At 58.0% G+C, this 21,993-nt stretch carries 18 protein-coding genes; 8 read left to right on the forward strand and 10 right to left on the reverse strand.

Annotated elements, in window-relative coordinates:
* The gene (locus tag QWJ46_RS26690) at positions 1-3,138 is read right to left on the reverse strand and encodes a site-specific DNA-methyltransferase (protein ID WP_004680475.1); all 3,138 of its coding nucleotides are present in this window, start codon (positions 3,136-3,138) and stop codon (positions 1-3) included.
* Positions 3,139-3,486: 348 nt separating this feature from the next.
* The gene (locus QWJ46_RS26695; protein WP_244414447.1) at positions 3,487-4,260 is read right to left on the reverse strand and encodes a plasmid pRiA4b ORF-3 family protein; all 774 of its coding nucleotides are present in this window, start codon (positions 4,258-4,260) and stop codon (positions 3,487-3,489) included.
* 195 nt (positions 4,261-4,455) lie between these two features.
* On the opposite strand from QWJ46_RS26695, the gene QWJ46_RS26700 reads away from it, so the two are divergent.
* Positions 4,456-4,779, forward strand: coding sequence for a hypothetical protein (locus QWJ46_RS26700; protein WP_004680472.1), 324 nt, complete (start codon positions 4,456-4,458; stop codon positions 4,777-4,779).
* A 295-nt stretch (positions 4,780-5,074) separates the two neighbouring features.
* Here QWJ46_RS26700 and QWJ46_RS26705 read toward each other — a convergent pair whose 3' ends face one another.
* Both QWJ46_RS26705 and ligD read right to left on the reverse strand, forming a co-directional pair.
* Entirely contained in the window at positions 5,075-5,848 is a 774-nt protein-coding gene (locus QWJ46_RS26705; protein WP_010031308.1) for an SOS response-associated peptidase family protein, read from the reverse strand.
* A 60-nt stretch (positions 5,849-5,908) separates the two neighbouring features.
* Positions 5,909-6,976 (reverse strand): non-homologous end-joining DNA ligase, encoded by a 1,068-nt coding sequence (ligD, locus tag QWJ46_RS26710; RefSeq protein WP_018247130.1) that lies wholly within the window; start codon positions 6,974-6,976, stop codon positions 5,909-5,911.
* 282 nt (positions 6,977-7,258) lie between these two features.
* Here ligD and QWJ46_RS26715 point away from each other — a divergent pair, with 282 nt between their 5' ends.
* From QWJ46_RS26715 to QWJ46_RS26725, 3 genes are read left to right on the forward strand one after another with little or no spacing between them, the layout of a single operon-like run.
* Complete coding sequence (locus QWJ46_RS26715) at positions 7,259-8,035, forward strand: ImuA family protein (protein ID WP_004680469.1); 777 nt, start codon at positions 7,259-7,261, stop codon at positions 8,033-8,035.
* Positions 7,956-9,467 (forward strand): DNA polymerase Y family protein, encoded by a 1,512-nt coding sequence (locus QWJ46_RS26720; RefSeq protein WP_004680468.1) that lies wholly within the window; start codon positions 7,956-7,958, stop codon positions 9,465-9,467. The genes QWJ46_RS26715 and QWJ46_RS26720 overlap by 80 nt, the downstream gene beginning before the upstream one ends.
* Complete coding sequence (locus tag QWJ46_RS26725) at positions 9,464-12,718, forward strand: error-prone DNA polymerase (RefSeq protein WP_004680467.1); 3,255 nt, start codon at positions 9,464-9,466, stop codon at positions 12,716-12,718. The genes QWJ46_RS26720 and QWJ46_RS26725 overlap by 4 nt, the downstream gene beginning before the upstream one ends.
* Before the next feature lie 79 nt (positions 12,719-12,797).
* Here QWJ46_RS26725 and QWJ46_RS26730 read toward each other — a convergent pair whose 3' ends face one another.
* Positions 12,798-13,025, reverse strand: a complete 228-nt coding sequence (locus QWJ46_RS26730; RefSeq protein WP_004680466.1) for an XRE family transcriptional regulator — start codon at positions 13,023-13,025, stop codon at positions 12,798-12,800.
* Between the two features lie 431 nt (positions 13,026-13,456).
* Between QWJ46_RS26730 and QWJ46_RS26735 the strand changes: the two genes are divergently transcribed.
* Positions 13,457-14,566 (forward strand): hypothetical protein, encoded by a 1,110-nt coding sequence (locus tag QWJ46_RS26735; protein ID WP_018247131.1) that lies wholly within the window; start codon positions 13,457-13,459, stop codon positions 14,564-14,566.
* A gap of 90 nt (positions 14,567-14,656) precedes the next feature.
* On the opposite strand, the gene QWJ46_RS26740 is transcribed toward QWJ46_RS26735, so the two are convergent.
* From QWJ46_RS26740 to QWJ46_RS26755, 4 genes are all read right to left on the reverse strand, one after another.
* Positions 14,657-15,469: an IS5 family transposase gene (locus tag QWJ46_RS26740; RefSeq protein ID WP_018247132.1), complete on the reverse strand. Its 813-nt coding sequence runs from the start codon at positions 15,467-15,469 to the stop codon at positions 14,657-14,659.
* A 253-nt stretch (positions 15,470-15,722) separates the two neighbouring features.
* Complete coding sequence (locus QWJ46_RS26745; protein ID WP_225881307.1) at positions 15,723-17,822, reverse strand: hypothetical protein; 2,100 nt, start codon at positions 17,820-17,822, stop codon at positions 15,723-15,725.
* Positions 17,823-17,961: 139 nt separating this feature from the next.
* Complete coding sequence (locus tag QWJ46_RS26750) at positions 17,962-18,105, reverse strand: hypothetical protein (protein ID WP_155774532.1); 144 nt, start codon at positions 18,103-18,105, stop codon at positions 17,962-17,964.
* Positions 18,106-18,234: 129 nt separating this feature from the next.
* Positions 18,235-18,978, reverse strand: coding sequence for an SDR family NAD(P)-dependent oxidoreductase (locus tag QWJ46_RS26755; protein ID WP_018247133.1), 744 nt, complete (start codon positions 18,976-18,978; stop codon positions 18,235-18,237).
* A gap of 70 nt (positions 18,979-19,048) precedes the next feature.
* Between QWJ46_RS26755 and QWJ46_RS26760 the strand changes: the two genes are divergently transcribed.
* The 3 genes from QWJ46_RS26760 to QWJ46_RS26770 all read left to right on the forward strand — a co-directional run bounded on the left by QWJ46_RS26760 (position 19,049) and on the right by QWJ46_RS26770 (position 21,027).
* Positions 19,049-19,678 (forward strand): TetR/AcrR family transcriptional regulator, encoded by a 630-nt coding sequence (locus QWJ46_RS26760; protein WP_010030804.1) that lies wholly within the window; start codon positions 19,049-19,051, stop codon positions 19,676-19,678.
* A gap of 395 nt (positions 19,679-20,073) precedes the next feature.
* On the forward strand, positions 20,074-20,256 hold the full coding sequence (locus tag QWJ46_RS26765) for a PDZ domain-containing protein (protein WP_010030806.1): 183 nt from the start codon (positions 20,074-20,076) through the stop codon (positions 20,254-20,256).
* Positions 20,257-20,379: 123 nt separating this feature from the next.
* Positions 20,380-21,027: a BON domain-containing protein gene (locus QWJ46_RS26770; RefSeq protein ID WP_004674356.1), complete on the forward strand. Its 648-nt coding sequence runs from the start codon at positions 20,380-20,382 to the stop codon at positions 21,025-21,027.
* Here QWJ46_RS26770 and QWJ46_RS26775 read toward each other — a convergent pair.
* The gene (locus tag QWJ46_RS26775; protein ID WP_004674359.1) at positions 20,993-21,871 is read right to left on the reverse strand and encodes a response regulator; all 879 of its coding nucleotides are present in this window, start codon (positions 21,869-21,871) and stop codon (positions 20,993-20,995) included. The genes QWJ46_RS26770 and QWJ46_RS26775 overlap by 35 nt on opposite strands.
* Between the last annotated feature and the right edge of the window lie 122 nt (positions 21,872-21,993).

Below are 21,993 nucleotides of genomic sequence, written 5' to 3' on the forward strand. Positions count from 1 at the left end.
TTATCCCTCCAGCGACATGATCTTGAGCGACTCGATCCCGCGGTCGTCCACGATCTTGACCGCGATGCGTCGGTTCTCGCCCGCTTCGAAGGGCAGCGAGACGGTGCCGTGGAACTGCTCCAGCAGGTCTTCGTCCAGCTCTGCCCTCACGGTTTTGCGCAGGCGGTTCCAGCCGCCCTTCGCATCCGCTATCGGGAAGAACACCTGATGCGGCATCAAGGATCGGTTGTCGTAATCCACGTCAAGCGACCACATGGCGATCTGCTTGGTGCCGCCCGAGACCAGATCGCCCTTGCGCGGATCGAAATAGTCGAAACCGTTGACCTGAACCTCCCACAGCCCGTCCTTGCGCTTGCGCAGGTCCACATCGGGCTGGCCCATCAGCCAGAAGGACTGGTTGGAACTGCGGCCCTTCTTCAAGTCTTCGGTCAAAAGGTCGGTGTTCATCTGCGCCTTGAGCAGCGTTACGCCCGGCCAGTTCACCTCGGCGATGTCTTTCGCAGCCTCAGGGTCAAAGGTGAAGGCGCAGAATAGGATGAATTTCGGCGACGGGCGCAGGGTCTCGGCTTCGGTCAGCGCCAGTTCCACCTGCCGCTGCTCCAGCGCCGCGTGCTCGGGGCCGAAGCTGACGACGACGCGTTCGCCCGTCTCGGCCAGCAATCCGCTGGCGTGTATGTGTTTCAGCCCCGGCAGCGTCTCGAATTCGGCGAAGCGGAGCATGGCGCCGCCCTTGCCACGCACGCCGGTCTTCAGCAGTTCGTCGCGCCAGAGCGCTTGGCGCGACGTCTCGCCGGAGCGGGCGACGGTTTCGTCGGCCTCTTGTGGGGGCAAGCTGTCGTCCAGCGACAGGACGGTAGGCGCCGGCACCGCCTCGACTGAGAATGGCCCGCAGATGCGCAATTTGGATTTGTCGATGCGCGGCTTGTCGTAAAGCGTTTCCTGCTCGGCGTGGTCACTTATGCTCTGGTCCATGCGGCGCAGCATCGCCTGCCGGGCTTTGTGGAAGCTTTCGAAGGGCGCACGGGCTGTATCGGGCCATGCGTCGGGCCAGTCTAACGGCACTTCCCATTCGTGCAGGGTGTCACCTTTGGCGAAGTCTACTGGCTCACCCTTGCGCACGCCTTGGCTGGGCTTGAGTGGCTTTGGTGGAGTGGCGGCCAGCGCACTGATCAGATCGGCCAGCGCCGCGGCGATTTTGGGATGGTCTTCATCAAATATCTTGTCGATATCCGTATTGCTGCCAATCGACCCCAGGCTAATGCGCTTTGCAGTTTCATGATCAAATCCGCCCTTCAATCCTTCGTGCGGGTATTTTAGAATGTAGTAGTCAAAGCTGGCAGTCATCAGCCGCTGCTTTGCGAGCGTGATGGCAATACGTGAGGTATCGCAAGTGATCCAGCGGCGCCCCCATTTTTCAGCTGTAAACGCCGTAGTTCCGGAGCCGCAGGTAATATCTAACACTAGATCACCTGGATCTGTCGTCATCAATATGCAGCGCTCTACAATGCGGGTGTTGGTTTCGACGACGTATTGCATGTTGGATGCGCCACCAAACCCAAGCCAAACTGAGTGAAACACCTTGTATTCGAAATCAGTCGCAAATTTCTTCAAACGAAGCGACGTAGTTTTCGGAACTATCCGCCCAGCTTTAGCCGCGCGATCAAGTCCTTCGATCGGCACCTTCCAATGTTCATTCGCGCCGCACGGCCAGCTCTTTCCCATGAAATTGTATGGGCAGGTGGTCGTACTTCTGAAGCCATCCGATTTCAGCGGGTCTTCAGAATAGTCGCCATCCATATCCGGCTTTTTTTCATAGAGAGTTCGGTACTTCAGGCGATCTTTGTTCTTCGCGTAAAACAACAGGATGTCGCAAACCTTTCCGAGGTGGCTGCCAGTCACAGATCCTGTTTTCGAGAATGATATCTGCGAGACAAAATTTGTAACGCCGAATATTTCGTCAAGCACTCCCCTGACCAAATGTACATTCTCATCAGATATCTGCACGAAGACTGCTCCACTATCGTTCAGCAGCTCTCTTGCCAATATTAAGCGGTCACGCAAATAGGTGAGGTATGAATGGATGCCGAGTTCCCACGTGTCCCGAAAGGCCTTGATCATCTCGGGTTCTTGGTTGAGGTCCTCATCTTTATCCGAGTCTGACAGCTTTCTTTTGTTCGTGAAGGGCTGGAAGTTTGATCCGTATTTGATGCCATAGGGCGGATCGATGTAGATCATCTGCACCTTGCCGCGCATGCTCTCCTTGGCCAGAAGCGAGTTCATGACCAGAAGGCTGTCGCCCGCCACCAGCCGGTTCGACCAGCCCTTTTCATGGTGATAGAAATCCAGTGCTTGGCGCAGCGGCAGGTTCTCGAACGGTGCGGCGAACAGGTCCGGCTGCCGCCACTGGGTCGGCGCATCCTTGCCCTTCAGCCGCTTCGCCGCATTGGCGAGGATCGTCGCCGGGTCCACCCGTTCATGGACATGGAGCGAGACGGTATCGACCTCGAAGCTCAATCGCTCTGCCTTGCCAGTCCAGTTCAAATAGGGCGCCTGCAGCCGCTTCAGTTCCCGCAGCGCGTCCTCCATCCGCTCGGGATCTTCGCTGGCCAGCGCGTCGTCGATCAGCTTCTCGATTCCCGCGCGCGCAGAGTCAAAATTCAGCACCGGGTCGAGATGCGGGTCATAGGCCCAGACCGTCTTGTCGCCATCTGGATCTGTACCGGCATGGACCATCCCGACCTCGGGGTTGTTCACCCGCGTCTCGCCGTGGCGGTAGGACAGCACCTCCACGAGCCCGTCCGCCCTGCGCGCGACCTTCTTCCCGGCCTTGGCCCTTCGCTGACGCGAGGCGGCCTCTTCGGTGTGGATCAGTTCGAACTGGTCGTCCTCGTCACTCTCATCCTCGTCTAGGTCGTCTTTATCATCGTCCGGTTCATCCGTGACACGGAAGATCGACCCGCCACGTCCCTGGCCACTCCCCAGCACGCCCTCATCGATCAGCGCATCGCGCGCGGCGATGTAGTCGTCTTCGGCAAGGTCCGGCATGTGCTCGCGCAGCAGCGCAAGCATCGCCCCGTTGCCAATGGTGGAGCCATCTTCGGGTGTCAGGGACAGGATTAGATTGGAAATATCGGACATGGGGCCAGGAACTCATAAACGGTCTTGTTCTTCATTACCTATCGCGCCGGTTGTCCGTTTGCACCTAGGAATTCTATTTCCTGATGCCCGACTGAAGATCATAAAGCGAGCAAGTATGCGAATGGTCGCTTCGGCGAAGCTCTAGCGCAGCATCGAGGGTTGTCGCAAATGGCCCCTGAGGAGCGTGAGCGAGCCGCTCTCAACGCGGAACGTTTGCTTTACCCGCTGCACTCCAACAAACGGCCTGACAGGTTGCGGTCCCCTTCCGGACAGCCCATAGCAGACCAGATGCTTGATCTGGCTGATTTATTTACCGCCTTGCATCCGAAATTCTGGCGGGTCGTTGGTTCATATCCCTTCAAGGCGTCTATCTTGAACCTCATCCAATTCATTTCGTGGACATGGGTTTGGGTTTTGGTTGGTACAGGCGCCGTTTGACGAGCGCAAAGCGTTGCGGAGATCCTTGTCCACCACCGCAAGATCGAGCCATTCCGGATCGAAGTAGCCGCCGCACCACCGGATAGTTTCAGTATATTCCGGATCTTCCTTGTCGGCGATGATCTCCAGGAAGCGCTCATAGCCGGAAACGCCGCCAACATCTTCGGGTGGCCGCGCCCTTTCGCCAGCAATGCAGCTTCCCTGTTTTGGCGAAGGCGCGAGTGTCAGGAATTCCTCGACCGCAACGGTGTGCCGCCAGCCATCCCCGAAATCATAGTTATAGCTGAAGACAGAACCTTCTTCAAAGTCCAGCAAGCGAACCTCTGTCTGATCGAAGACGCGAGGATCGTCGTCGGTCGCGTCCTCTGTGAGGACCTCGATATCACCATAGCGTAGACCACCAATCCGAAACTCGTAGAGATGATAGTTCCACCAGTTGAAGGCAGCCTGAATTCCGAGATGCAGGTGCTGAAGATTCCAGTCGATGGGCAGGACTAACCGACGCCAGACTTGCGGCTGGATCTCGTCGATGGAAACTTTGATCTGCACGGCGTTTGCGGGCTTGAACATGACAGGAATGAACAAGGTCGCAAGGAGATCGTCAAGAAGGTCGCTCGACGATATGGCTGGGATCGGCACGCTCCTGGCAGCAACCTGCCGGCTTGTGCAGGCGTCGATGCTCACTATCTCTGGTATGGGCCTGAATTGGAGCATCGCCATGGATCAAAGCGCGGCCGATATGGTGTCGAAGGTGTGCATCGAAATTCTTCCGCCGGAACGGGAAGACACCTGCACTCCGGACGCAGCAATCTGTCCCTGCTGTCGAAAGTTGCGCCCGGCATCGAGCATGGATGACGATGGCTGTGGGATTTGTGACGAATGCCTGGCGCCCTGACCTCCAGCAAAGAAGCGTCTGCTGTTTCTGCCTCATTTGAAGCCGCGCTTGCCAGACTATCTGACGGCTATATTCACGGGAATTTCGGTGGTCGAGCATGGGGCGTGACCGTCAAGCGGTCGGAGGACGGAAAGCGGACTTGGCTCTATGGCGAGGAGCTTGGCGGAACAGATATCATCAGCTTCAACTTCTATCGATTGGCTGCATCAGGCTCGCTGCTGAAGCCGTGCGAAATGTCATCCACCAAGGTGATCGAGTTCGTTCTCGGCTTTGAGCCGAGTACGCAGAAAGCTGTGCCTTCATCATAGTGGCCGAAAAATAAGCAAAAGATTTATGTTGCAATGCAGCATACGCATGGCTGCATTGCGATCTGAATGCTGGCGATCAAAGAAGCCTCTGGTATCCTCAGGGCATCGAAGCAATGCACCTCCTCCCGCAGGGCTTCGTGTTTCAGGCGACCCACCCCTCCTCCCAAGGGACGTCTGACGGAACAGCGGCACTCCTCCTCCCAGCCGTTGTTCAATTCTTTCGAAAAGCCTGCCGCACCTCCTCCCGCTGCAGGCTTTTTCGTTTTACGACAGATTCGTGGTCTGAGATCAGGCGTCAAAGCAGACTACCCTGTTCCACCGGCTCTCCGGATTTCGACACGATCGTAGATCCGTATGGTTCGCGTGAAGAAATGATGAGCGCATCATTCTGTAGTGGTCGAGCGAGGTGCTTTGCCTCGTCCCAAGGCGCCCGCATCCAGATGTCGGTTTCTTCCTTTGTCAGCAACAGTACCGGCATGGCCTTCTCGTGGATGGGCTTGACGAGATCGTTGGGATCCGTGGTGAGAAACCCATAGAGGTCGTCAGTGGTCAGGCCGTCCCTGACCTTCCGCACGCTTTTCCACTGCGGCACATGAATGCCCGCAAAGAACATCAGCGATTTCGCCTCATCGCGGGCAAACCAGGTATTGGGTACCTTGCCGCCGGTTTCCTGGCTTGCCGGATCCGGTTCGGCAAAGCTTGTGACCGGGACCAGGCATCGATGCTCGATGCCAAACCATCGTGTCCAGTGGGGAAGGTTAAGCTTGCGGACATTGGTCACGCCCCGGTCCGGTTCCATGCGGATGAGCTCGTCCATTTCGACTGCCTGACCCTTGGCTCTCAGTTTCTCCGCCCGAGCTTCCGCAGCCTTCTTTTGCACGAAAATCGGCGATGGCAGGCCCCAGCGCGCATGCACGAGCTGCTTTCTTCCGTCAGCCGTGTTGCGGACGACCGGCCCCATCTGGTCGGGGTTCATCTGATAGGCCGGCATCAGATTGATCAGGCTTTCGGCATCCTGGGCCCACTTCGCGACCCAGTCCTTGTCTTCCATCCGGTAGAGATTGCACATCCAACGCCATCCACGTTCGCAAGGTCGTGGAAGACAATCTAACGGACGATACCGATTTCGCTAGTCGAGCGTGAAGACGTCGGCATTGTCCTGACGTTCCCGCAAGCCCTTGTAGGATGGATGCCGCAGTTTGCCGTCTCCGGTCCAGGCCCGAAACTCGATCTCGGCGATCAAGGTCGGCGCGACCCAGACGATGTCAGCTTTCCCGGCGAAGGACACAGGTGGCTGCTTTTGCTTCCAGCGCAGATTGTCGAGCGTCTTGCGCAGCCTATCCATCTCGGCTTGCTTGAAGCCCGTGCCGACGCTCCCAACATGAACAAGATCATGGTCGCGGTAGGCGGCAAGCACGAGAGACCCGAAGCCGCCAAGCGACGCCGTGGATGGCTCATAGCCGACGATCATGAAGGCTTCGCTCTCAACGCATTTGACCTTCACCCAGTCGCCGGTGCGGCCGGAGCGATAGGGCTGATCGAGGTTCTTGCCGACGATGCCTTCGAGACCAAGGCGGCAAACGTTCTCAAGCAGGACAGCGGGATCCGCGTCGAACGTCTCCGAAAGACGGATGGCGCCATCTTTCTCGGTGAGCGTATCCTCAAGAAGATGCCGGCGCGAGCGGTATTCGATCCCGCGCAGATCATGGCCGTCGAGATAAATTAGATCGAAGGCGTAGAGAATGGCGTCCGAGGCGCGGTTGCCAGCGGCCTTTCCAGAAGCGCCGAGCGATTGCTGCAGCAGCTCAAAATCCGGTCGCCCTTCTTGGTCAAGCACCACCGCCTCGCCATCGATGATCATCGTCGCCGGCCCGAGCGCCCGAGCGGCCTCTGCTATATCAGGAAAGCGATGCGTCCAATCATGGCCACCACGTGTAAGGATGCGCACACCTTGCGGCTCGATATGGACCGCCAGGCGATAGCCGTCCCATTTCAGCTCCCAGCTCCACTGATCACCTTTTGGCGGATGTGCCTTCAGCTCAGCCAGCGCTGGCTCAACCCGATCGGGCATGGGATCGAAAAGCAGCTGTGGCTGTGCCGGATTGCGTTTCCTGCGTGGCTTCGAGCGGATCGGAGCTTCGCCGTCACGAAGAAGCGGCTTTGTTCTAGGTGGGTTTGACCTGGGAGGCTTTGTCATGGCTGAAGTGCAGCACAAAAAGCTTAAGAACATTGCGACGAACTGACTTCTTTCCCCGCTATCCACCGGCAGGGCCCAAACGCCCGGAAACTGCGCCAAAAATTCTTTTCGGCCTTACGCGATTGATTCCGTTCGCAATCTTCAAGATCGCTAATGCTAGGCGAATATTCCTACGCTCAATGTGTCTTGACTCTTTGCTGGCACAAGAACAGATAGTGAACATATCGCCCGCCCGACATGATGTCGATCCCGCCAACGCGACCTTGAAGGGAGCCGTGAACGATGAATGCTGCCCGTGCCACGAGGGCCCCTGAGGAGGTTTCCGATGTGATCGCCAATCTGCGCGAGCGCATCGCATCAATGGAGGGTGCGCAGGCCAGACGTGCCGGCTGTCTGCCCTTCGGTCTGTCGGAGATCGATGCGGTCCTGCCGGGCGGTGGTCTCGCCCATGGAGCGCTGCATGAGTTCGCGGGCGGCGGTTCCGGTACTGTTGATGGCGCGGCGGCGGCACTCTGTGTGGCCGGCATTGCCGCGCGAACCAAAGGCCCCGTCGTTTGGTGTTTGACCCGACCGGATCTATTCTTTCCGGCGCTTGCCCAGGTGGGCCTCCATCCCGACCGGGTGATTTTTGTCGAGTCCGACAGGGAAGAGGATGTTCTGGCCAATATGGAGGAGGGACTGTCGTTCGGCGGTCTCGGAGCGGTCGTCGGCGAACTTGTCCGCCTGCCGATGGTCAGTTCCCGCCGATTGCAGCTAGCCGCCGAGCGAACCGGGACGATGGCTCTTGCCGTCCGGCGATGGCGACGGCAGACCGAGGCGAATGATTTTGGCCAGCCGACGGCGTCAACAACCAGATGGCGGGTCAGTGTGATGCCATCGGAAGAGCTGCCGGTACCGGGGGTGGGCAGGCCTCAATGGTTTCTTGAATTGATGCGCGTGAAAGCGGGTGAGTGTGCTGAGTTTCTCGTGAGGGCGTGTGATGACAAGGGTCGTCTCGATCTATCTTCCGGATCTGCCGACGGATCGTATTCGGCGGGCGGATCCCTCCATTTCGCCTGAACAGCCAATTGCCGTGATCGCAAGAAGCGGGTCGAAGCGATGGGTTTCGGCTGCCGACCCGGCTGCCCGGGTGGCAGGCGTGCATGTCGGCATGCCGGCGGCAAAGGCGCAGTCGCTGTTTCATGGCCTGATGATGGTCGACGCGGATATCGAAGCCGATCGGGTAGCCCTCGAACGCATCACACTGTGGGCACTAACAATCTATTCGCCGATCGTCGCGATTGACGGGATCGACGGCATCGTGATGGACACCGAAGGCGCCGACCACCTGCAGGGCGGCGAGCTGCCAATGGTGACAAAGATCGCCAACCAGTTTCTGGGCAGGAAGCTGACTGCCCGCGTGGCGGTCGCCGACAGCTGGGGTGCAGCCCATGCCTGCGCCCGCGCAATCAAGCGCGAGACGATTGTCATTCCGCCGGGTGAGACAGTGCGGGCCGTCGAAAAGCTGCCTATATCGCTCCTGCGCCTGCCGGCAACGATTGTCAGCGATCTCCGCATTCTCGGATTTCAGACGATCGGGGAGCTTGCCAATACCCCGCGCGCGCCGCTGACGTTGCGCTTTGGGCCGGAGGTTGGGCGCCGTCTCGACCAGATGCTCTGTCGCATCGCCGAGCCGATCAAGCCAATCCGGACGCCTGAGCTGGTCGAAGTCTCGAAAGCCTTCGCTGAACCAATTGGCGCTGCCGAAACGATCAACAAATATGTCGGCCGCCTCGTCGTCCAACTGGTCGATGAGCTTCAGAAGCGCGGCCTTGGGGTGCGCCGCGCCGACCTGATCGTCGAGAAGGTCGACGGCACCAGACAAGCCATTCGCGCAGGCACTGCCAAACCTGCCCGCGACGTTGCCTGGCTGACGAAACTGTTTCGGGACCGGACGGAAAAGATCGAGCCGGGTTTCGGGATCGAGAGGCTCACCCTTGTCGCCGTCATGGTAGAGCCATTGGAGGAGGCGCAGAAAGTCTCTGCTCTGGTCGAGGATGACATCACCGATGTGACACCGCTCATCGATATCTATGGAAATCGGGGCCAGCGGGTCTATCGCGTCGCGCCGGTTGCATCCGATGTGCCGGAACGTTCCGTCCGGCGGATCAGTCCCGTTGCTGAACCGATCCCTGTTGCCTGGGTGAGCCATTGGCGCCGTCCAGTCCGGCTTTTGCCACGACCCGAACTGATCGAGGCGATTGCGCTGATGCCGGACCGGCCGCCTGTTTCCATCGTCTGGCGCGGCAAGCGCCGTAAGGTCAAACGCGCCGACGGCCCGGAACGCATCTTCGGGGAGTGGTGGCAGCGTGACGCCGAGATGGAGGCGGTGCGGGACTACTTTCTCATCGAGGACGAGGCAGGCGAGCGCCTGTGGGTGTTCCGCTCCGGCGACGGAGTGGATCCCGAGACCGGGTCCCATCGCTGGTTCTGCCACGGGATCTTCGCATGAGCTACGCCGAGCTGCAGGTCACGACCCACTTTTCCTTTCTGCGCGGCGCCTCCTCTGCACAGGAATTGTTCGAGACGGCGAAACAGCTCGGCATCGAAGCACTCGGCGTCGTCGATCGCAATTCGCTGGCCGGGATCGTCCGCGCCCTGGAAGCATCTCGCGCCACGGGTCTGCGCCTGGTCGTCGGCTGTCGGCTCGATCTCGCGGATGGGATGTCTGTGCTGGTCTATCCGATGGACCGATCCGCCTATTCGCGCCTGACGCGCCTCATCACGCTGGGCAAATCGCGCGGCGGCAAGAACAACTGCATCCTGCACTGGGACGATATCGTCGCTTACTCCGAGGGGATGATCGGCATTTTGGTGCCGGATCTGCCGGATGATCTTTGCGCGATCCAGCTTCGAAAAATGGCTGAGCTGTTTGGTGATCGCGCTTACGTCTCTCTCTGTCTGCGTCGGCGACCGAACGACCAGTTGCGGCTGCATGAGATTTCCAACATGGCGGCTCGGTTCAAGGTCAGAACCGTCGTCACCAATGATGTGCTGTTTCATGAGCCGGGCCGGCGGCAATTGCAGGACATCGTTACCTGTATCCGGCACAACACCACGATCGACGATGTCGGTTTCGAGCGCGAACGCCACGCCGACCGCTACCTCAAGCCACCGGAGGAAATGGCACGCCTGTTTCCGCGCTACGCGCAAGCACTCGCGCGAACCCTGGAAATCGTGCATCGCTGCAAGTTCTCGCTTGAGGAGCTGACCTACCAGTACCCGGAGGAAGCCATCGTTCCGGGCAAGGACGCCCAGGCGTCTCTCGAGCATTATGTCTGGGAATGTGCGCCGGACCGGTACCCGGAAGGTCTGCCGCCGGACGTGTTGAAGACCGTACGCCACGAGCTCGATCTCATCCGCACCATGAAATACGCGCCGTACTTCCTGACGGTGTTTTCGATCGTGCGCTTTGCCAGAAGCCAGGGCATTCTCTGTCAGGGCAGGGGATCGGCGGCCAACAGCGCCGTCTGCTATATTCTCGGCATCACATCGATCGACCCCTCGACCAATGATCTCCTCTTCGAGCGTTTCGTCAGCCAGGAACGCGACGAGCCGCCGGATATCGATGTCGACTTCGAGCACGAACGGCGCGAGGAGGTCATCCAGTGGATCTACAAGACTTATACCAAGGAGAAGGCGGCACTTTGTGCGACCGTCACCCGATACCGGGCCAAGGGCGCAATCCGCGATGTCGGCAAGGCGCTTGGCCTGCCTGAAGATGTCATCAAGGCGCTGTCGTCAGGCATGTGGTCCTGGTCGGAAGAAATTCCCGACCGAAACATCAGGGAACTCAATCTCAACCCGGACGACCGGCGCTTAGCGCTCACCCTGAAACTGGCACAGCAGCTGATGGGCGCGCCGCGTCATCTCGGCCAGCACCCCGGCGGCTTTGTCCTCACCCATGACCGGCTGGACGATCTTGTACCGATCGAGCCGGCGACGATGAAAGACCGGCAGATCATCGAATGGGACAAGGACGATGTCGAGGCTCTGAAGTTCATGAAGGTGGATGTCTTGGCGCTCGGGATGCTCACCTGCATGGCCAAGGCTTTTGATCTCATCCGCGAGCACAAAGGGCAGGATCTTGATCTCTCGAAAATCAGCCAAGAGGATGCGGCGACCTATGCAATGATCCGCAAGGCTGACACGCTCGGCACCTTCCAGATCGAAAGCCGTGCGCAGATGGCGATGCTGCCGCGGTTAAAACCGCGCACGTTCTACGATCTCGTTGTTCAGGTGGCGATCGTGCGGCCGGGCCCAATCCAGGGCGACATGGTGCATCCCTATCTCCGTCGTCGCGAAGGCAAGGAGCCCGTCGAGTATCCGACACCCGAGTTGGAGGCGGTGCTCGGCAAGACACTTGGCGTGCCGCTGTTTCAAGAGTCAGCGATGCGCGTCGCCATGGTCTGTGCCGGCTTTACCGGTGGTGAGGCCGACCAGCTGCGCAAATCCATGGCGACCTTCAAGTTCACCGGCGGCGTCTCGCGCTTCAAGGACAAGCTGGTGTCAGGCATGGTCAAGAACGGATATTCGGCCGAGTTCGCCGAAAAGACCTTTTCGCAGTTGGAGGGCTTTGGCTCATACGGCTTTCCGGAAAGTCATGCGGCCTCCTTTGCGTTGATTGCCTACGCTTCGAACTACATCAAGTGCCATTGCCCCGACGTCTTTTGTGCAGCCCTTCTCAACAGCCAGCCAATGGGATTTTATGCTCCGGCCCAGATCGTCGGGGACGCGATCAAGCATGGCGTCGAGGTGCGGCCGGTCTGCGTCAACCGCTCGCGATGGGACTGCACGCTGGAAAGGATTGGAGGCAGCGATCGTCATGCTGTGCGCCTCGGGTTTCGGCAGGTGAAAGGGCTGGCTGTCGCGGACGCCGCACGGATCGTTGCAGCGCGCATGAACAACCCGTTCGCCTCAGTCGATGACATGTGGCGCCGGTCTAGCGTGCCGACCGAAGCGCTTGTTCAACTCGCGGAGGCCGACGCCTTTCTGCCATCGCTGAAACTCGAACGACGCGATGCGCTTTGGGCGATCAAGGCGCTGCGCGACGAGCCGTTACCCCTGTTTGCCGCCGCCGCCGAACGTGAGGCAACAGCAATTGCCGAGCAACAGGAGCCGGAGGTGGCACTTCGGCAGATGAACGACGGCCACAACGTGATCGAGGACTACAGCCACATCGGGCTGACTTTGCGCCAGCATCCGGTCGCCTTTCTGCGCAAGGGCCTGTCGGTACGCAATATCATCACCTGTGCCGAGGCGATGAATGCTCGGGATGGCCGATGGGTTTACACCGCTGGACTCGTGCTGGTGCGGCAGAAGCCGGGATCGGCCAAGGGTGTGATGTTCATCACCATCGAGGACGAGACGGGTCCGGCCAACGTCGTTGTGTGGCCGTCGCTATTCGAGAAGCGTCGGCGTATCGTACTGGGATCCTCAATGATGGCGATCAACGGGCGGATCCAGCGAGAAGGGGAGGTGGTCCATCTCGTCGCCCAGCAACTCTTCGATCTCTCAGCCGATCTGGTTGGCCTTGCCGATCGAGATACGGAGTTCAGGCTGCCGACCGGGAGAGGCGACGAGTTTGCCCATGGGGGTGGGCCGGATTCACGTGATCGGCTAAAGCCGGTCGTTCCGCGGGACATGTTCACACCCGATCTTCATATCGATACGCTGAAGGTGAAGAGCCGGAATTTTCATTGAGCGATCTGGGTAAATGTCTGGTCGGAGGCGCTATTGGTTCAAAGCGATGTTACTTCTCAGTGGCCACTTCGCTGAAAATCTAGATGTTGACCGAGGCGTCGGGGAATTTCGCGGTGATCTCGAACGTGCCGCCCAAAGCCTCCATATAGCGTCGCAGGCTGCTGACATAGATATCGCCACGCTGCTCCAGCTTTGCGACAGCCGGCTGCTTCACATAGAGTGCGCGTGCCAGATCCTGCTGAGTTTTTTCGGGCCACGCGCAGCTCGTGTAGCGCCAAGTCTTCGAGAATTGTCTTTGTCGCTTCATCTTGCGGGCACGGCCTTCTGGGCCATTCTGTTGTGCAAGGTGTCGGATGAGAAGGGGAGGGAAAGGAAGTTGCTGCCGTTTGGCTTCTAGAAGCCCCGACTGCCCTTACAATATCGTCCTGAACGGCCTCGATCAGCGTCGTGTACCACTCACCAAACTCGTCGTTTATTGGGGGAACAAGAGGCGTGCGAAGCATACGCTAAGGGCGAACGGAATGAGAATTTAGGCTCCCGCAATGCGACGCTCTCGCTGAGAACGTCGCGCAGTGTTCAGGCACTGTGATGATTAGTCCGGACCTGCGAGCGAAGCTCGTCTCGTCGCCCAAGAACCTAGAGAATTAGTAACGTAAGGTTGTTACTTAGGTGTATTGGCGGTGGCGAATGTATGGCGACCGGGCAAATGAATAGACGCTCAATGCAGAAACAGAGAATATGACCGTACACACTTTCAAATCCTCTTCCAGCTCTCCCGAAATAATTAAGATCAACAAAGGCTTAATCCGCGAGAATTACCGGAACCGAAGGCAGACAAATGTGATGGTGGACACCAACATCCTGCTGACGATTGAAATCGCGTATAACGGATCGCAGCGGCATAAGGACTTGAAAGACGCAGGCATTGTCGATCTGGCAAGGTTGATCGAGACGACGTCAAAATACGGCGTTTTCATATCGCCTGCTGCTGCCTACCAGGAGCTTCCGCCGGGGCGACGGGCTCCGGTCGAGGCTGCGTTCGAAAGGTTTTGCAGAGACTACCTGCCCAAGTTCCGGGATGACCCTAACTCAGTGAAGGTTCCTTTCGCCGGCGAAAGTTTTGAGCCCGAGGCCTTCAGTGCACTATCACCGGAGCGTCAGACGACCATCGCCTGCTCTTATGCGTCACTGCTGGCCTTAAACATTATTTATCGCCTGGAAGCGTTGGACGGGTTTGAAAAATTCACGCTCTACATCGACTACTGCGAGGAAGTCCTTAACCTCATCAGCCTGAAGGAATTGTCGATCGCGCGATACGTATTCGCTCCTGAAAAGGGTATGACTGACGTTGTGAGGACGCGGAAGTCGGCCACTGTGAACAATTTCACGAAACTGAAGAAGGGCGGCGCCAAAGGCTTGACCCGGGTCCAAGAGCTACACCGTATCGCGCTGAACGGTGCTAATGACCTAAAACTGATCTCCGCCGCTGATATCGTGAATAATTCACGAGAGCAGTTCATGTTTGGAGTGATCGAGCACGATGTGTGGATCGCGACTCGTGACGAAAAACTCTACGAGTTCTGCCGCGCATGTCCAGGTTTCGTTGGCTGGGGGGCCGGGGGACCCCTTGCCCGCTTCGTTGACACACACGCAGATATAAAAGGCACCCGCTATTGGAAGGACACCATAGACCTGCAACAGCAAAGGCTCGAAGCGCGTTACGCAACGGTTGATCGAGCCAAGGAAATGGACGACATCGTGGCGGCGGCTTTCAATATTGAAGCTGACCTCTTGGACGATAGGGCAATCGGGTACTTTTCAAAGAGATCATGGAGATCTCAAGGGTGACGAGCATTTGCGTCTAAAAACCTCGACAGAGCTATGGTCGGCACTGAGCAGGTAAAAAACCGTGCCACTAAGAGTCCGTGCCGAAACTGGTCATGATTGGCGTGCGATGCGTCTGACGAGGATCATGACGGCTGCCGCGTAGAGGAAAGCGGTGGCGGATTCGATGGTCGCCTCGGCGTCCTTCCATAGCCTGCGGTTACGGCTGATCCAGGCGAAGAAGCGCTCGACCACCCATCGCCTCGGCTGCACGGCGAAGCCGATCTGATCGGGCTTTCGCCTGACAATTTCGACTGCAATGGACGTGGCTTCGGCCACGCGCGGGCCTTGGTAGCCTGCATCGGCGAAGACCTTGCCGACAAATGGAAATGGCCGCCGCGAGGCTTGCAGCACCGGGCCCGCTCCGTCGCGGTCCTGGATATTGGCCGGATGCGGGAACAGCACCAGCGCCCGACCGTCGGTGTCGACCAGTGCATGGCGCTTGCGGCCCTTGATCTTCTTGCCCGCATCATAGCCGCGCGGCCCGCCGCTCTCGCAGGTCTTGACCGTCTGGCTGTCGATGACCGAGGCCGTGGGCGAGGCCTCGCGTCCGCATCGCTGCCGATCCTGCATCAGAAGCTGGTGATTGATCTTCTCGAACAGGCAGTCGTCGCGGAACCGGCAGAACCACCGGAACACCGTGCTTCTCGGCGGAAAGTCGGACGGCAGAAGCCGCCAGCCGATGCCGCCGCGCATGACATAGAAGATTGCATTCATGATCTCGCGCAGCGGCCATCCGCGCGGACGTCCCGTCTTCGCCGCAGCCGGCATCATCGGCGCAATCAAATTCCACTCGCGATCCGTCAGATCGGTTTCATAACGCAGGCTTTCTCGGTTATGCTGGCGACGGGTAGCTGGCGTCCACATCAGGTCTCTCCGATTAGGCTTCGACACCCAATTCGGAATCACGACCGCGCCAGCTACTCAACCCTTTCGAGACGGGCTCTTAGGTATGCTTCCGGATCACCGAGCATGTTTTGTATCGGAGACGTCACCGGGAATATGCCGTGGATCTATCAACCGATACAAATATACGTCTATTTCGCTCTCTTCGGGTGGTGCAGTTACATCGGCGTTCAGACAAAGAGAACTTGGTCGAAGTTTCGCGGAACTGATAGTGTCACCAATGCCAATTCCCAGGGTTAAGATCGGAACGCTCAAGATCATCCTTTGCTTTCTGAGCGGCATCGGCGATCCCCTTCGCGAGATCGGCGGCAGCCTTCGCGGCGGCATCTGCTGCAGCTTTGGCGTTGTCGACTGCGCCCTGAACGCCTTTCGTCCCCTCCCGCCAGGCGTTGTCAGGAAGATCTTTGAGGGAGTCGAAAGGCCGCTCGTAGAGCTTGGTCAATTCTTTTTTCGTTTCCTCCGCCACATGCTGCCCCGCCCGAACGGCGTCCATGATTGCTTTGGCAAGCAAGTTCTTATCTAGTAGCGTGACATTCCAAGACTTAAGAATGAAGTTGTCATCGGGCTCGCAGGCAATAGCGGGAACGGCTTCGTTAAGGGCTGTCTTGAAAGCGTCAAACTGTTCCTTCGAAACCGGACCCGCATCACCCGTTTTTGGAACTATCGAGTAACCTGCGGAGAGCTCAAGATAATCCGCCCCCACCACGACGTCCTTCGGATCCCATGCGACCTCAACACCTCTGCGACCGAAGTTCGTATACTCGCGTTCGTCGGGCCTTGGCTCCTCGTTTTTGCCGAAGGGGTAGAATGTCGGGAGGCTGGAGATCAAAATTGAAGGCGCTTGTTTCCCGCCGCCGATGTTGCGCTCAACGTCAATCCTCAACTGATGAATGGTAAGCCACGCATTCGCCGCGATGTCGCTAGGCGCGCTCGGGGTAACGCCAATGGTTATACGTCGGCAGGCAAGCTCGGGTATCAGAACAATCGCCGAGCCGGCGGCGACCGTTTGCTTCGCCACTTTTATCGAGACTGGAAGATCGAGTGACGTTTTGGCGTGAAGATCGATATCATTGCCAAAACCTCCTCCAACAAAGGCGGCATTCGTGTGGGTGTGCAGTTCCACTTTCAGGCTTGCATCTACTCGAAGTGCGGTTTGAAGGCCAACCCCAGGCACCCACTTGATGTCTGGTGGCTGAACGTCGAACAATCCGGAGAGAAATGACGGCCCACGTGGCGTGACGACAAGGCTGACCTCACCTAAGAGGTCGTCCTTCAGCAAGGCTGGGTGAGCGATCTCTCCGCTCGCATTGGAACTGCTGATCGAGCCCGTCGTTGCCTGACGGAGCTCTGAAGCCATCTCTAAAATCGGAGTATTGTGGATTCGGACATAGACGAGATCGCGATCGTCGCGGAAAGGGCGCAGACGGTCGGAAACCGATTTCCTGCGGCGCTCAAGCGCTTCAGAAGTCGTTTCTTTTGTTTCGGCCAAGTGCGAGAAGACCTCGTCGATAGTTTTTCCGCCGAGCATCCAAATGCCGTTTGTCGTCGATACGGGGATTTCGGCTGCAATGCTTCTATGAAGCTTGTCGCGATTGATCTTAATCGCAAGATCATACCCGCCGCTCACTTCGAACTTGTTGTGACTGGAATTCGCTTTGCCAATGTCCAGTTCTAAGTCACTCACAATGCTTGGCCCCGGAATAACGAGTTCCTTGCCCCAACCCGTAAAAGCTCCGTCGGCGATTAGTTCGGCTAAGAGGTCCCCCGAACTTAATGATAAATTTCCCCAATTGAATTTAGGCTTAACTGCGTACGGGACGAGATGAAGGCGGATTGCGTTCCGGCCTTTGTCGTCCTTGTCGGGCAGCGGAAGGAGCATGGTATCGAGTTCAGCAAATGCTGTCGTTCCTGCCCACCAAGACGTCTTTTTATCGGCTTGATAATGAGCGGAAAGCGATAATTTGGCATGAAATGAGCCATCGTTCGTGCTCAGCACCGCTTCTTCGACCCGCACTATGACTGCGCCATCATAGTGTCCTTCGGGATCCTTATCGCCGAGGCGAACGACGCGTTCGATCCCATTGAGCCCGCTTACAAGTCCTCTCAGCGCGCGCTCGGGTAGAAAGATGCGGTTGCTCCAGTCGTCTGGCTTGGCCCCGGTTTGTAGAATGGCTTCGGTGAGGGCCAGCGAGCGCTCTTGCAACGCAAGTGTCTCTTCGAGTCTCCGCTCTTCAAACAGATGATAAAGATATGTCCCAGCTACACCGCAGACCAACACGACGATGGCGGCAAGTCCAATTAAAAGTTTCCTCATGTCGTTCCCCCAGGTTGCCACAATGGTGCACATTATTATTGTATTTTTCACCATAAATCTTGCACCGGCTGGCGAACTCAAGCGTCCCTAAGATCGACCCGGACATATCCGGGCGATCATACATGAGTGTACGGCCGGCTCACTGAGCCGGAGCCGCTTCGGCATAGCCGATCTCGTCGAAGACGGTGAAGGTGATCTCGCTCGGGCCGGCAAGCTCCTTCATGCGGCGAGCGATATGGAACGCGATGACAACAATGCACCCGGAAGCGCTGCTTCGACACAACTTACTATTGACGCGCCCGGCTGCGATTGGACGACCCCATGAGTTTAACTGCGTGCTATCCCTTGACCCAGGATAATAGAATTCGATCGCATTGAGAACGACCGTTGCGCGGTCGCTCGATGGTAATATCTAAAAGATCATGCCGCCCGCGACGTCGATCGTGCTTCCCGTTATCCAATCCGCGTCGCTAGATACCGCGAAGGAGACTGCTGCGGCGATGTCAGTAGGCTCGCCTATTCGACCTAGCGGCGTTTTACCGATCAAGTAGCCATCGGACGCAACGTCTCGGATATCGGCGTTGCCTTCCGTGGCGGTGAAACCGGGGGCGATCCCTACTACCCGAATCTTGCGAGATCCCAGCTCAAGCGCGAGAGACCGCGTGAGCGTGTTGACCGCTCCCTTCGTTGAGCAGTAAGCGTGCACAGTAGGATAAGGACTTTGCGCCATTCCGGAGCTGATATTAACGATCACGCCTCCTTCACCCAATTCGCGAGCCGCGGCCTGCGTCATAAGAAGAAGGCCGCGCACGTTAAGAGCAAAGTGCTCGTCGATGCTCGCAGCGGTTAGGCTTTCAAGGCTGTCCATTTTATAGACAGCCGCATTGTTGATGAGAATGTCCAACTTTCCGAACTTCTCGATGGTAGCGCGAACGAGGGACGAAATTTCGGCCGGGTTGGAGATGTCGGCTTTGATTGCGAATGCGGAGCCGCCAGCCGCCGTAATTCTATCGACGACGGCCTGCGCCATGTCCGACGATCGGGCGTAGTTCACGATTACAGAGGCGCCATCCGCAGCCAAGCGCTCAGCAATGCCAGCGCCAATGCCCTTCGACGACCCGGTCACGATCGCGACTTTCCCAGTAAGCTTTTGCATATCTTAATTTCCTATCAATCACTAGGAAACACATTTATGGGACTTGAACACAGCCGTCAAGAGTTTAATAATGATCACTATGATTGACGACCTTTATCATGCGCCTAGGAAGGGTGGACGGCCCCTGTCCTTTGACCGGGATGCTGCTCTCCAAAAGGCGATGGTGCTGTTCTGGCGGTACGGCTATGAAGGGACATCTCTCGCCACATTGACCGCCGCGCTCGGGGTCAAACCGTCGAGCATCTACACCGCCTTCGGAGACAAGAAGCGGTTGTTTCTGGAGGCTGTCGAACTCTATCTCGCGAGCGGGCCGGCAGTTGAGGACGTGGTCAGCGACGGAAAGTCGCTCACGGAGGTCGTCCACGAGTTGCTTGTCAATGCGGCTACCAAGTTTACCGGAGAGGAAACCCCTCGGGGCTGCTTGCTGGCAACGTCGGTCATAAGCTGTTCACAAGACTCGATGGATCTGCAGGAGATGCTTGCCGGCATCAGGCGCCATCTTGAGGCACAGCTACTGATTCGAATTTCCTACGCCATAGATAAAGGCGAAATAGGCCCAGACGTAAATCCGGTAGCGCTTGCGGGGCTCATCATGGCTGTTGCGCAGGGCATGTCGACCCTCGCACGCGATGGCGCATCGCGATCCCATCTTATGTCGATCGTCGATATCACGTTAGCGTCATTACCTTTTCGAACATAAGTCTTAGGTGCCGTTGCTCTTGAATATCAAATAAAGCGGCGGGCCTCGCGCGACGTGCACTAATGGCGCAGGCTCATCGCGCCGTACGAATCGTTCGCGCTCAGCATCCTGGTTCCACGTGTGTAACAACGCCTGATCCCGCACTATATGGAGTCCCCGCCATTCCGCCGTATCCGCTTATACGCTTCTAACTGAGCGGCGAGATGTGCTTCACAGAGTATCAGGAATATCTGTGCCAGTGATGACGCTAAAGGCGGAATGGTGACCTTCGATGCTGATTTTGAATTGGTCATGGCGCGGCTACGGCCGCTAACGACTCCACAACACAGGTGCACTTCTGGCTTCGATACTGCAGTTCCCATAAATAGACTTTGGCAATATGTTATAACGCCACAGTGCAATCATCGGCACAGGCCGGCCTGCAGCCGGACGACGTTATCGTCGCTCTCGACCAGCAGCCGGTGACGGACGTCGGGCAACTCCTCTCAATACTCGTGAAGGAGCATGCCCGTGCTCTCATCACCGTCGTGAGGAACGGCCACCGCCTCTTCGTGGCCGCTGACGTGCAGACCCAGTAGCAGCCCGCAGACCGTGTTCTGTCCGCTGAAATTCCAAGGTCGCTCTCGTGCTTGATGAAGATCAACGACGAAAATCTGCGGCGCTGTCACGATCGGCACGTCGCAAACCTGAAGGAGGTTGTCATGAACGACATTCAACTCAGACAGAACATTCTCGACGAAATGGAATTCGAGCCCAGCATCGACGCGGCTGATATCGGCGTCGCGGTCGATAGCGGGATCGTCACACTGACTGGTCACGTGCGCACCTACGCGGAGAAAGAAGCCGCAGAGCGCGTGGTTAGTCGCGTCAAGGGCGTGCGCGGAATAGCTGCCGATATCGAGGTCCGGATTTTCGGGCCGAAGGAAACAGACGACGACTACATCGCCCGGCGCGCTGTCAAAATGCTCGACTGGAACGTTTCCGTGCCAAAGGATTCGGTGCAGGTGCGGGTCCTCAAAGGGTGGATCACCTTGCGGGGAGAGGTCGAGTGGCAATATCAAAAGAACGCGGCCTACGACGCCGTGCGGGATCTCGCCGGCGTAGTAGGGGTGTCCAACCTAGTGGAGCTGAAGCCGCATATTACGGCGGTGGATGTCAAGAAACGCATCGAGGATGCTTTCCAGCGCGACGCCGCTCTTGAGGCCGATGCAATCAGAATCGACGTCCAAGGCAGAAAGGTAATCCTCTCCGGCAAGGTGAAGACCTGGTCGGAACGGCAGGCGGCGGAGCGCGCTGCATGGTCCGCTCCAGGGATCAGCACTCTCGACGACCGACTGACGGTCGGGTGATCGAATATCGGGATTGGCTAGACATTACTGCTCTGCCCACACTCAGCAGCAAGGGCGCCGCTGAGCGCCCTTCGCATAGAGCCCAATTTCCTTGATCGACTTGCGCGCAGATCTCGTCTTCGGAACGAAATTCCGCACCACCCGTTGCAGAGCCTCCGTCGCGAGCACAAGGCGACCATTGATGTTCTTGGAGAGCGACCTTGGGTGGCGACGTAGGCTGGGATCTTCCGCGAAGAAAGATATGAGTCCCCGCAACGGCAGCGCGATTGAGGTTCGGGTTTGATTTTTCTAAATTGAAATCCTGCTGTCGAGCAGAATCGCTATTAGGCCTCGCGGCGAGCAGCAGCCTGAGACGGGTCGACATCTCCGATGCAGTGTACGGCTTCTTCAGCCAGCCGGCGCCCGCTTCGATCTCCTTGTCCGCGGCATGGGGTTCAGAAAAGCCCGACGTCAGGAGAATTTTCACCCTCGGCCAGCGCTCCCGGACATTCCGGGCCAGTTCGTCGTCGTTCATTCCCGGCATGGCCACATCACTGAACAGGAGCGCTACGTCATGCCCCGCCTCCAGCTCCTTCAACGCGTCGATCCCGTTCGTAGCTTCGATCACGAAGTAGGCAAGCGTCTGCAGGCGGCTGACCGTCACTCGGCGAACTCTCGCGTCGTCCTCGACCACCAGGATAGTTTCCGTGCCCCGAGGCGGGGCTTCCTCAGCCCGCTGCTCGTTCGGATGAGAATCCTTTCCGGCGTCGGCGCGTGGAAGAAAGAGGCGCACCGTCGTCCCTTCGCCAAGTTCGCTGTAGAGCTGCAGGTGCCCTGCGGATTGCTTTGCGAAACCGTAGACCATGCTCAGCCCAAGCCCCGTTCCCGAGCCCGTCGGTTTCGCGGTGAAGAACGGTCGAAAGCCCTCTCCATCACATCGGACGTCATTCCGGTGCCGGTGTCGGTCACGGAAATGAGGACGTAGCT

It is taken from the genome of Rhizobium sp. CBN3 (assembly GCF_030518245.1).
GTDB lineage: Bacteria > Pseudomonadota > Alphaproteobacteria > Rhizobiales > Rhizobiaceae > Rhizobium > Rhizobium aethiopicum_A.

Coding starts and splice junctions, on each gene's coding strand:
- QWJ46_RS26760 (WP_010030804.1), top strand. CDS start 19,049: ATGATCACTATGATTGACGACCTTTATCATGCGCCTAGGAAGGGTGGA.
- QWJ46_RS26745 (WP_225881307.1), bottom strand. CDS start 17,822: ATGAGGAAACTTTTAATTGGACTTGCCGCCATCGTCGTGTTGGTCTGC.
- QWJ46_RS26690 (WP_004680475.1), bottom strand. CDS start 3,138: ATGTCCGATATTTCCAATCTAATCCTGTCCCTGACACCCGAAGATGGC.
- QWJ46_RS26725 (WP_004680467.1), top strand. CDS start 9,464: ATGAGCTACGCCGAGCTGCAGGTCACGACCCACTTTTCCTTTCTGCGC.
- ligD (WP_018247130.1), bottom strand. CDS start 6,976: ATGACAAAGCCTCCCAGGTCAAACCCACCTAGAACAAAGCCGCTTCTT.
- QWJ46_RS26740 (WP_018247132.1), bottom strand. CDS start 15,469: ATGTGGACGCCAGCTACCCGTCGCCAGCATAACCGAGAAAGCCTGCGT.
- QWJ46_RS26775 (WP_004674359.1), bottom strand. CDS start 21,871: ATGGTCTACGGTTTCGCAAAGCAATCCGCAGGGCACCTGCAGCTCTAC.
- QWJ46_RS26755 (WP_018247133.1), bottom strand. CDS start 18,978: ATGCAAAAGCTTACTGGGAAAGTCGCGATCGTGACCGGGTCGTCGAAG.
- QWJ46_RS26735 (WP_018247131.1), top strand. CDS start 13,457: ATGACCGTACACACTTTCAAATCCTCTTCCAGCTCTCCCGAAATAATT.
- QWJ46_RS26705 (WP_010031308.1), bottom strand. CDS start 5,848: ATGTGCAATCTCTACCGGATGGAAGACAAGGACTGGGTCGCGAAGTGG.
- QWJ46_RS26700 (WP_004680472.1), top strand. CDS start 4,456: ATGCCTGGCGCCCTGACCTCCAGCAAAGAAGCGTCTGCTGTTTCTGCC.
- QWJ46_RS26770 (WP_004674356.1), top strand. CDS start 20,380: ATGAACGACATTCAACTCAGACAGAACATTCTCGACGAAATGGAATTC.
- QWJ46_RS26720 (WP_004680468.1), top strand. CDS start 7,956: ATGACAAGGGTCGTCTCGATCTATCTTCCGGATCTGCCGACGGATCGT.
- QWJ46_RS26730 (WP_004680466.1), bottom strand. CDS start 13,025: ATGAAGCGACAAAGACAATTCTCGAAGACTTGGCGCTACACGAGCTGC.
- QWJ46_RS26715 (WP_004680469.1), top strand. CDS start 7,259: ATGAATGCTGCCCGTGCCACGAGGGCCCCTGAGGAGGTTTCCGATGTG.